This is a genomic window from Jatrophihabitans sp. (assembly GCF_036389215.1).
In the GTDB taxonomy this organism is placed as follows: Bacteria; Actinomycetota; Actinomycetes; order Mycobacteriales; family Jatrophihabitantaceae; genus Jatrophihabitans_A.
The window spans coordinates 1-8,809 of sequence record NZ_DASVQG010000022.1; the positions used below are offsets into that span (position 1 = coordinate 1).

Genomic DNA, 8,809 nt, shown 5'->3' on the forward strand with positions numbered 1-8,809 from the left:
CATCCTGCACCCATCCGCCACCGAATCCGCCGCGCCATCCCGGTGGGTCACCATCACCCTGGCCGGTGGAGTCACCATCGCCAGCCGAGCAGGCCTAGCGCTGCAGGTACTGCTTCGCCAGCTTCGGCGGCGCGCAGGCCAGCCAGCCGTCGACGATGGCCTCCCGCACCGCCTGCGCGCCGGCCTTGTCCAACTGGATGAGCACGGCGCTGTAGCCGTCGAAGTGTGCGATGGTGAAGAAGCCGGCGTGGTTGGCCGCGAGCACGGCCTCCTTCTCGTTCAGGTCGGCAACCCGCACCGCCAGGATCGGGCCGTCCGGTGGCGGCACGTCGCCGAACCGCTTGATGTCGGCCTTGCTGAACGGCCGCTCCCAGGCGAAGACCTTGCCGTTCACCGCCCAGGTCCGGCGGTCGCCGTGCCGCTCGCCCTCGGTCACCTCCGGCAGTTGCCGAGCCAGCCGGGCGACGTCGTCGAACGTCATCATGGCTACACGCTAACCAGCTCGGCTAACCTCCACACGGTCCGCTCCGCTGCCCGGGGGAGGGCGCACCCGGCCCGGCCGACGGCGAGCGACCTGGCCCAGCCGACGGCGAGCCACCCGGCGCAGGCGAGGAAGCCGGCTGCGGCCCGTACGCGGACAGGAACCGGTCACGGAAGGCGTCCATCGGCCAGACCGGCGCATCCGGGCGGGGTCGCAGCCCGTCCTGCCAGCCCCATCCCGAGATCCGGTCCAGCACCGCGCGGTCGTGGGTGACGATCGAGATCGGCACGTCCCGGCCGGCTGCCGCACCGGACACGATCGTGGCCGGCTGGTGATCGCCCAGCACGATCAGCACCAGGTTGTCGTCGTGGTAGGTCTGCACATAGGAGATCAGCGCGTCCAGCGAGTACGCGATGGACTGCCCGTAGGCGGCCCGCACCCGGGCCGGATCGCGCCACACCACCGAGGGCGACGAGCCGAGTGCGGGCATCGCAGCGAACACCGAGCCGTCGCCGACCGCGTCCCAGTCGACCAGCCGCGGCAGGGGCGCCCACGGGGTGTGACTCGACACCAGGTCGATCTCGGCCATCACCGGAGCCCGGTCGCCCGGCGCGATTTCCAACCGCCGCAGCGCGGCCAGGGTGTACTGGTCGGGCATGCTGGCATAGCTGAACCTCGGCCCGGCATAGCCCACGTTGCGGGCGTCGTAGGTCTTGTCGTAGTGGTAGAACGACGTCCCCTCCGGCCAGTCCTGCTCGTCTGACGGCACGTCGGACACCGTCCGCCAGCCGGCCCGGCGGAACGCCTCGCTCAGCGTCGAGCGGTTGCTGGTCACCAACCGGTCATAGCGCAGCTGGTTGTCGATCCACAGCCCGGACTGCAGCGTCGAATGCGCCAGCCAGCTGATCCCGCCGAACGTCGGCGAGGTGAGAAACGCGCTGCGGGAACAGAAGCCGGCCGCGTTCAGCCGGCTGGTCCCGGCGTCGAGCACCGCATCGACCCCCGCTGAGAACGCCGAGCCCTGCACCGCCACCCGCCCGTAGCTCTCGACGAAGGCGATCAGCACGTCCTTGCCGCGCAGGCCGGTCAGCAGCTGGTCGGTGGGGATGTCGCGCAGCGGATCCCGGCCGAACGCCGCGGCGAAGGCCCGCTCGTTCCGCAGGTCGGTGCGGACCTGGCCGGCCCGGTTCCACGCCAGGCTCGCCGCGTCGGTGGAGGCAACCGGGCCGCCGGTGCCCAGCTGCACGCCGAGCGCGGCGCAGTTCAGCCACACGATGCCGAGCACCGTCACGGTCCGGGTGGCACCGGACCGGTGACGGTCCACCAGCCGGGTCAGCCGCAGCACCGCCAGCGGCATCGCGACCAGCACGGCGATCCCCAGCATCCCGCCGGCGACGAGGACCAGGTCGGCCGTCCGCCGTCCGATGGAGTCGCCGAGCAGGCCCGCCGCCGAGTCGAGATATCCCCGGTCCACCACCGGGTTGAACGGCCGCCCCAACGCCGCGATGAAGCCGACGTCGAGAACCTTCAGGATCAGCAGCATGCCCAGCCCGAGCCCGGCGAACACCGCGACCAGTCGCCGGGCCCGGCCGTGCAGTGTCAGGACGGCGGCGAGCAGGACGAGCCCCTCGACCGGCAGCCTGAGGAACGCCACCGGGGTCAACCGGTCCAGCTGGTTCGGAACGACCAGGGCGAGCCACACCAGCAGGCCGGCCAGCACGGTCAACGTCGCGGCCGCCCCCGCGCGGGCTCTGGAAGCCTCACCCGGCCGTGGTGGGTCCGAAACACGCCCGAGGGTGGTCACCCTGCGCGGACCTGTTTGCCGAGCAGGGTGACCACGACTCTGTTGGGCTCGAGCTCGACGCTGCGGCGCCGCGACTTCTCCCACACCTCGCGGCCGAACGACTCGGCCAGCAGTACCGACGCGACCGCGACGGCCGCCACGCCCAGGTAACCCGGCACCACGCCGGCTGCCACCACCGTCAACACCGCGCCCTGGGTCGCGGCGACCACCTTGCACCAGTAGCGCGCCGGCGCCGGCGCGCGCAGCCATGCCAGCCACCAGCCGGCCGCGACGAAGGCGTAGCGGGCCAGCCCGATCAGCAGCACCCACGGCCCGAGCGATCGCGTGACCTGGACGCTGAGCACCAGGATCAGGAACGCGTCGACGTCCAGGTCGAAGCGGGCGCCGAACGCCGAGGACGTGAACGTCCGGCGGGCGACCCAGCCATCGACGCGGTCGAGCACCAGAGCCACGGCCGCCAGCGCGACCAGAACCGGCGCCGGGCCGCCGGAGGAGTCCGCGGTGAGCGCCGCGACCCCGCCCACCAGGACGGCCCGGGTCAGCGTCACCCGGTCGGCCGGGCCCAACACGGCCACGCCGTGCCGGGCCAGCGACCGAGCCAGCAGTAGGCTGCCGACCACCCCGCAGCCGGCGCCGGCCAGCCAGCCGGCGCCACCGAGGCCGACCGTCCCCGCGAGCGCGGCAAGCAGCGCCAGCAGGGCGGTCAGCCCGATCACCGGGCCGGCGGGAACCGCGCGCACTGTGCCTCCGTCATAGGGGGTAGCAAAGGGGGAATACGGGATCTGCGATCGTTCGGTTCACTTGGTGGCCGGTCACTTGATGGCTGGCGAAACCGCAGCGGAGGGAAGCGCGTGAGTGAGCAAGGAGCGCAGCCGATGACTGGCCCGACTGACGCGCGCGCGTTCTGGCTGCGCGAACCTGGCGCGGGCGAGATCAGGCCGGTCCCGCTGACCGACCCGGGCCCGGGCGACGTCCTGGTCCGTACCCTGCACTCCGGCATCAGCCGGGGCACCGAGACCCTGGTGTTCCGAGGCGAGGTGCCGGCGGCCCAGTACCGGGAGATGCGGGCGCCGTTCCAGCAGGGCGACTTTCCCGGGCCGGTCAAGTACGGCTACCTCAACGTCGGCATCGTCGAGCACGGCCCGCCCGAGCTGACCGGCCGCACCGTGTTCTGCCTGCACCCGCACCAGACCGCCTACGTGGTGCCGGCCGGAGCCGTGACGGTGGTGCCCGAGCAGGTGCCGCCGGCCCGGGCGGTGCTGGCGGGCACCGTGGAAACCGCCGTCAACGCGCTGTGGGATGCCCCGCCGCTGCTGGGCGACCGGATCACCGTGGTCGGCGCCGGCATGGTCGGCTGCTGCGTCGCGCGGCTGGCCGGCCGGTTTCCCGGCGTCGACGTCGAGCTGGTGGACCTCGATCCGAGCCGGGCGCAGACAGCCGCCGCGCTCGGCGTCCGCTTCGCCCACCCTGCCGAGGCCACCGCCGACCGGGACCTGGTCGTGCACACCAGCGCGAGCGCCGCCGGCCTGCGGCGGTCGCTGGAGCTGCTCGCCCCCGAGGGCAGCGTGCTGGAGCTCAGCTGGTACGGCGACCGCACCGTCGACCTCACGCTGGGCGGTGCGTTCCACTCCCGCCGGCTGGCCATCCGGGCCAGCCAGGTCGGCATGGTGTCCCCGGCCCGCCGCGGCCGGCGCAGCCCGGCGGACCGGCTGGCGCTGGCCCTGGACCTGCTGCGCGATCCGGCCTTCGACGCGCTGCTCACCGGTGAGTCCCGTTTCGACGAGCTGCCCGACGTGATGTCCCGGCTGGCGGCCGGCACCCTGCCCGCGCTCTGCCACACCATCAACTACCCCGAGAGGTGAGCCGTGTTCAGCGTCACCGTCCGCGACCACATGATGATCGCCCACAGCTTCCGCGGCGAGGTGTTCGGGCCGGCGCAGCGGCTGCATGGCGCCACCTACGTGGTCGACGCGACCTTCCGCCGGCAGGCACTGGACTCCGACAACCTGGTGGTCGACATCGGCCGCGCGTCGGAGCAACTGCATGCCGTCCTGGCCGAGCTGAGCTACCGCAACCTCGACGAGGTGGAGGAGTTCACCGACGTCAACACCTCCACCGAAGCGCTCGCCCGGGTGGTCGCCGACCGGCTGGTCAGCCGGATCGAGGCCGGCGACCTGGGGGAGAATGCCCGCGGGCTGGCGGGCCTCAGCGTCACCCTGCACGAGTCCCACGTGGCGTGGGCCAGCTACGAGCGGTCGTTGTGATGACGGTGCACGTCGTGGTGCCGGCCGACATCGACGACCCGGCCCGGCCCAGTGGCGGCAACAGTTATGACCGGCGGATCTGCGACGGGCTGGTAGCGATCGGCTGGCCGGTGCGCGAGCACCCGGTCGCCGGCGAATGGCCGAGCCCCGACTGGGCGGCGCGGACCTGGCTGGCGGGCGTGCTCGCCGGGTTGGCCGACGGCGCGGTGGTGCTGCTGGACGGCCTGATCGCCTCCGGCGTCCCGGACGTGCTGCTGCCCGAGGCGGGACGGCTGCGGGTGGTGGTGCTGCTGCACATGCCGCTGGAGGACCTTTCCGAGCGCGCGGTGCTGCTGGGCGCCGCCGCGGTGATCACCACCAGCTCCTGGAGCCGCCGCCGGCTGCTGGAGCGCTACCGGCTCGATCCGGCCGCCGTGCACGTCGCCGAGCCCGGGGTGGACCCTGCCGCCCTCGCTCCCGGGACGGCAGCCGGCGGGGAGTTGCTCTGCGTCGGGGCGGTCACGCCGGTGAAGGGGGCCGACGTGCTGCTCGACGCGCTGGCGATGGCGCCCGACCTGCAGCTGCGCTGCGTCTGGGTGGGCAGCCTGACCCGGGACCGGGACTACGTCCGCGCCCTTCGCATGCAGCTAGCCGACAGCGGGCTGGCCGACCGGGTGTGCCTGGCCGGCACGCGTACCGGCACGGACCTGGACGCCGCGTACGCCGCCGCCGACGTCCTGGTGCTGCCCTCGCGCGCGGAGTCCTACGGCATGGTCGTCACCGAGGCGCTGGCCCGCGGGCTGCCGGTGATCGCGACGGACGTCGGCGGAGTCGCCGAGACGCTGGGCTTCGGCGCGGACGGCAGCCGGCCCGGCCTGCTGGTGCCCCCGGACCAGCCGCCGGCCCTCGCAGCCGCGCTGCGGAACTGGATCGGGGACGCCCAGCTGCGGAGTCGGCTCCACCGGACGGCACGGGAGCGCCGTGCCACGCTGAAGGGTTGGCCGGACACCGTCGCGCAGGTCGCCCGCGTGCTCGCCGAGGTGGCGGCATGACGGCCGCGGCGCAGCTCATCGCGCGCCCGGTTGAACCACGCCGACCTCCCATCCGTATGTCAGGGCAAGCGGCGCCGCCGGCCTGGCAGCTCAGCTTCACCGTGGCCGTGCGACAACCTCGACGAGAGGGCACCGGGATGGGTGGGTCATGGTGGGCCCGAGTTCGCCTGCTTGGCGGCGTCGCGATTCTGTTCGCGCTGGTGAGGACGCTCGGCGCCGGCCCGTTCCTGGACGGTGTCCGGACCGTCGACGGCTGGTCGCTGGCGGCCGCGACCGGCATCGCCTCGGTGACCACGGTGTGCTGCGCCTGGAGGTGGAGCCTGGTCGCGCGCGGGCTGGGCGTCGCGGTGCCGCTGCGTCCGGCGATCGCGGCCTACTACCGGTCGCAGTTCCTCAACACCACGCTGCCCGGCGGCGTGGTGGGCGACCTGCATCGCGGCGTGGTCCATGGCCGCGACGCCGGCAACGTCGGCCGCGGGCTGCGGGCAGTCGGCTGGGAACGGACGGCCGGCCAGGTGGTGCAGGCCGCGCTGGCCGCGGTGGTGCTGCTGGCCCTGCCCTCTCCGGCGCATTCGGCGGTGCCGGTGATCGCCCTTGCGCTGGCGGCAGGTGCGCTGATCGCCCTTGCGCTGGGCCTGCGGTCGCGGCTGCTGGCCCCGGGCGGGCTGGGTAGCGGCCGCCTGCCCGGTGGCCCGTCCCGGTGGGCACGGGCCGTCCGCGCGGTCGGTTCGGATCTCCGCGACGGCGTGCTGGCCCGGCGCGCCTGGCCCGGCATCGTCGCGGCGTCGATCGTGGTGGTGGCCGGCCACGTCGCGACGTTCCTGATCGCGGCGCGGGCCACCGGGGTGACCGCGCCGCCGGCCAAGCTGCTGCCACTGGCGCTGTTGATCCTGCTGGCCATGGGGATTCCGGCCAACATCGGCGGCTGGGGCCCGCGCGAGGGGGTGGCCGCCTGGACGTTCGGCGCCGCCGGGCTCGGCGCGGCCCAGGGCCTTGCCACGGCCGTCGCGTACGGCGTGCTCGTGCTGGTCGCGAACCTGCCCGGCGCGCTGGTGCTGCTCGCGGCCCGGCCCGCGCGTCGCGACAGTGACCGCGACGGCCCCCGCAATGAGCTCGGCCGCGACGGCCCCGGTCACAGCGACGGCCCCGGTCACAGCGACGGCCCCGGCCACAGCGACGGCCCCGGCCACCGGCCGCAACCCACCGATGCGGCCCCGGCGGCCTTCGCCCACCCGGAACGGGCCGTGCATGGCTGAGCGCCCCTACACCTTGCTGAGCTGCGGCATCTCGATCGACGGCTACCTCGACAGCGCGACCCGGACCCGGCTGGCGTTGTCCAACGACGCCGACTTCGACCGGGTGGACGCCGTCCGGGCGAGCTGCGACGCGGTGCTGGTGGGTGCTGCCACCGTCCGCAACGACAACCCGCGGCTGCTGGTGCGTTCGGCCGAGCGGCGGGCCGAGCGGGTGGCGCGCGGGCAGCGCCCGTCGCCGATGAAGGTGACCCTCACCGAGGGCGCGAAGCTGGACGCCGACGCCGATTTCTTCAGCTGCGGTGATGCCGAGAAGCTGGTCTACTGCGCCAGCGCGACTGCGCCCGAAGCCCGGGACCGGCTCGGGTCGGTGGCGACCGTGGTCGACGGTGGCCAGCCGGTCGACCTGCGGTGGCTGGGCGAGGATCTCTGCGCCCGGGGCGTGCGGCGGTTGATGGTCGAGGGCGGCGGCACGGTGCTCACCCAGTTCCTGACCGCGGACCTCGTCGACGAGCTGCAGCTTGTCATCGCCCCGTTCTTCGTCGGCGAAGCGGCGGCCCGGCGGCTGGTGGACGCCGGGCGGTTCCCGTGGAACCCCGACCGTCGGGCGCCGCTGGCCCAGGTGCGCCAGATCGGGGACGTGGTGCTGCTGCGCTACGCGCTCTCGCCGCGATTCGAGCTGGACTGACTCGGATGTGGACTGCGCAGGAGATGCCAGCACGGCCGCCCGCGGCGACGATCCGCACCCAGCTGATGCTGCCGTTGCGGTTCGCCGACGGCTATGCCACTACGGCGCGGGTGTTCAGCTTCGACGGGCTGGTCGACGGCCGCGAGCATCTGGCCTTCGGGCTCGGTGACCGGACCGGCGCGATTGCCTCGCCCGGGTCGGATCACTCGGCACCGGACAGCTCGGCACCGAGTGGTCCACCGCGGGCCGAGCCGCTGGTCCGGCCGCACAGCGAGTGCCTCACCGGCGATGTCCTGGGCAGCCAGCGTTGTGACTGCGGTCCGCAGCTGCGCGAGGCGGTCGAGCGCATCGCCGACCACGGTGGGTTCCTGCTCTACCTGCGGCAGGAAGGCCGCGGCATCGGCCTGTACGCCAAGCTCGACGCCTATGCCCTGCAGGACGCGGGCCTGGACACCTACCAGGCCAACCTCGCGCTCGGCTATGCCGAGGACGAGCGCGACTACACGGTCGCGGCGCAGATGCTGCATGCGCTGGGCCTGACCCGGGTGGCGCTGCTGAGCAACAACCCCGACAAGGCCACCCAGCTCGAACGGCTCGGCGTGACGGTGACTGAGCGAATGCCGACCGGCCTGCACCTGTCCGCGGCGAACGCCGGATACCTGGCGGCGAAGGCCCGGCACGGATCGCACACCTGGGCGCGCAAGCACGCCGTCTGACAGTTGAGCCTTTCCGGCCGAGCGCGGGTGGGGAAGGATCACGGCCAGGAACGGCAGAGCGAACGGAGCGCCATGTCAAGCTCACCGAACTGGACGACGCTGGAGGTCCTGAACGGCATCACGGTCCAGGTCGTCGAGTCGGTCGAGCCCTGGACCCTCGACATCGACACGCTGGTGGTGGCGGTCGGCCCGGGGGGTTTCGGCAGCTTGGGCCGAGCTGTGTCGCAACAGCTGTCCACCACCTTTGCTGACATTCCTTTCAAACAGGTCACCCCTGAGAACCCGTACTGGTATCCGCTGACATACCAAGACAGGTCTGATGCGCCAGCGCGCCTGAGGTCCATCGTTCTTGCGACGGCTCACGACTCCCAGGGCCGGGCGGCAGTCACGTTGTCGTCACGTCCGACGATCGAAGCGGCCGCTACCGGTCTGGTCAACGCTCTCAGGCTCGCGGACCAACATGGGTCCACCTGGGCGGGAGCCACCCTGCTAGGCACCGGACGTCTCAGGCTCGGTACGAACGAGGTAGCTGCTGCGACCGTGCCTCGCGTTCGCAAGCTGATCGAGGACGG

9 protein-coding genes and 1 pseudogene are annotated in these 8,809 nt (G+C 73.1%); 7 read left to right on the forward strand and 3 right to left on the reverse strand.

Annotated elements, in window-relative coordinates:
* Positions 1–94 precede the first annotated feature (94 nt).
* The 3 genes from VF542_RS00865 to VF542_RS00875 form a co-directional block, all read right to left on the reverse strand.
* Positions 95–484: an MmcQ/YjbR family DNA-binding protein gene (locus VF542_RS00865; protein WP_408649816.1), complete on the reverse strand. Its 390-nt coding sequence runs from the start codon at positions 482–484 to the stop codon at positions 95–97.
* A 22-nt stretch (positions 485–506) separates the two neighbouring features.
* A complete protein-coding gene (locus tag VF542_RS00870) occupies positions 507–2,201 on the reverse strand; it encodes a hypothetical protein (RefSeq protein WP_408649823.1) in 1,695 nt (564 codons plus the stop codon).
* 80 nt (positions 2,202–2,281) lie between these two features.
* Positions 2,282–3,025, reverse strand: coding sequence for a CDP-alcohol phosphatidyltransferase family protein (locus VF542_RS00875; RefSeq protein ID WP_408649817.1), 744 nt, complete (start codon positions 3,023–3,025; stop codon positions 2,282–2,284).
* A gap of 135 nt (positions 3,026–3,160) precedes the next feature.
* Here VF542_RS00875 and VF542_RS00880 point away from each other — a divergent pair, with 135 nt between their 5' ends.
* From VF542_RS00880 to VF542_RS00910, 7 genes and pseudogenes are all read left to right on the forward strand, one after another.
* Positions 3,161–4,147 carry a zinc-dependent alcohol dehydrogenase gene (locus VF542_RS00880; RefSeq protein WP_408649818.1) on the forward strand — a complete coding sequence of 329 codons (987 nt, stop codon included), beginning with the start codon at positions 3,161–3,163 and terminating at the stop codon, positions 4,145–4,147.
* Between the two features lie 3 nt (positions 4,148–4,150).
* Positions 4,151–4,549, forward strand: a complete 399-nt coding sequence (locus VF542_RS00885) for a 6-pyruvoyl trahydropterin synthase family protein (protein WP_408649819.1) — start codon at positions 4,151–4,153, stop codon at positions 4,547–4,549.
* The gene (locus tag VF542_RS00890) at positions 4,549–5,580 is read left to right on the forward strand and encodes a glycosyltransferase family 4 protein (RefSeq protein ID WP_408649820.1); all 1,032 of its coding nucleotides are present in this window, start codon (positions 4,549–4,551) and stop codon (positions 5,578–5,580) included. The genes VF542_RS00885 and VF542_RS00890 overlap by 1 nt, the downstream gene beginning before the upstream one ends.
* Before the next feature lie 137 nt (positions 5,581–5,717).
* Positions 5,718–6,650, forward strand: a pseudogene (locus VF542_RS00895) (lysylphosphatidylglycerol synthase transmembrane domain-containing protein); the annotation flags it as partial.
* A gap of 178 nt (positions 6,651–6,828) precedes the next feature.
* The gene (locus VF542_RS00900; protein WP_408649821.1) at positions 6,829–7,521 is read left to right on the forward strand and encodes a RibD family protein; all 693 of its coding nucleotides are present in this window, start codon (positions 6,829–6,831) and stop codon (positions 7,519–7,521) included.
* A gap of 23 nt (positions 7,522–7,544) precedes the next feature.
* Entirely contained in the window at positions 7,545–8,237 is a 693-nt protein-coding gene (locus VF542_RS00905; RefSeq protein WP_408649824.1) for a GTP cyclohydrolase II, read from the forward strand.
* Between the two features lie 72 nt (positions 8,238–8,309).
* Positions 8,310–8,809, forward strand: a 500-nt coding sequence (locus VF542_RS00910) for a hypothetical protein (RefSeq protein ID WP_408649822.1), incomplete at its 3' end; no start/stop codon positions are given.

Coding starts and splice junctions, on each gene's coding strand:
- VF542_RS00865 (WP_408649816.1), bottom strand. CDS start 484: ATGATGACGTTCGACGACGTCGCCCGGCTGGCTCGGCAACTGCCGGAG.
- VF542_RS00880 (WP_408649818.1), top strand. CDS start 3,161: ATGACTGGCCCGACTGACGCGCGCGCGTTCTGGCTGCGCGAACCTGGC.
- VF542_RS00890 (WP_408649820.1), top strand. CDS start 4,549: ATGACGGTGCACGTCGTGGTGCCGGCCGACATCGACGACCCGGCCCGG.
- VF542_RS00900 (WP_408649821.1), top strand. CDS start 6,829: ATGGCTGAGCGCCCCTACACCTTGCTGAGCTGCGGCATCTCGATCGAC.
- VF542_RS00905 (WP_408649824.1), top strand. CDS start 7,545: ATGCCAGCACGGCCGCCCGCGGCGACGATCCGCACCCAGCTGATGCTG.